1 protein-coding gene and 1 pseudogene are annotated in these 635 nt (G+C 62.7%); both read left to right on the top strand.

The genetic code is table 11. The features are described from left to right. Nucleotides 1–196: pseudogene (locus AC1DIX_RS27510) on the top strand (phytanoyl-CoA dioxygenase family protein); the annotation flags it as partial. Nucleotides 197–479: 283 nt separating this feature from the next. Next, nucleotides 480–635: DUF427 domain-containing protein (locus AC1DIX_RS27505; RefSeq protein ID WP_477328488.1), on the top strand; the 156-nt coding region annotated here is incomplete at its 3' end.

Raw genomic sequence — 635 nt, 5'->3', positions numbered from 1 at the left:
GTACATCTCCATGCATCCGGCCGAATACGACAATGCCGAGGAACGCGACGAGCGCATCCGCCTGTGGCGCGAGCTCGACAGCCCGAAGCGCGACGCCTTCCCGGGCGACCCGCGCGAATGGGAGAAGCACAATGCGACGACGGCGGAACTGACGCCGCTGGGGCGGAAGCTGCTTGGGCTGGATCGTTGGGCTTGATGGGATACTGACACGGAGTTTGATTTTGCGGGGGGGCGCCTCTCAGGGTACCCCCTCATTCCTGTGCTTGTCACAGGAATCCAGTCACCGCGCGTCTGGGCGGTGGGAAGAGTCCTTTCGACCCAAGGACTTGGGCCGGCTRGATYCCTGTGACAAGCACAGGRATGAGGGGGAGGTTGGGGGAGCGCTCTCCGCTCACAATCGGCGTGTCCGGCACTCCCGCCCCTTGGGCATCTCACAAGTCCTCCCTATCTCTCCATGGATCAATCCATTGGAGGCACCCATGTCAGGCAGGCCCGTCAAGATTCCCGGACCCGATCATCCGATCAGCGTCGAGCACAATCCGGCCCGTATCGTTGTGAAAATCGGCGGCAAGGTGGTTGCCGATACGCATGATGCGCTGACGCTGCGCGAGGCGTCCTATCCGCCGGTGCAGTAT

The sequence above is a fragment of the Massilia sp. 05N420 genome (assembly GCF_056397205.1).
The sequence above is the reverse complement of the archived record's forward strand: the minus strand, read 5'-3'. Positions and strand labels throughout refer to the sequence as shown.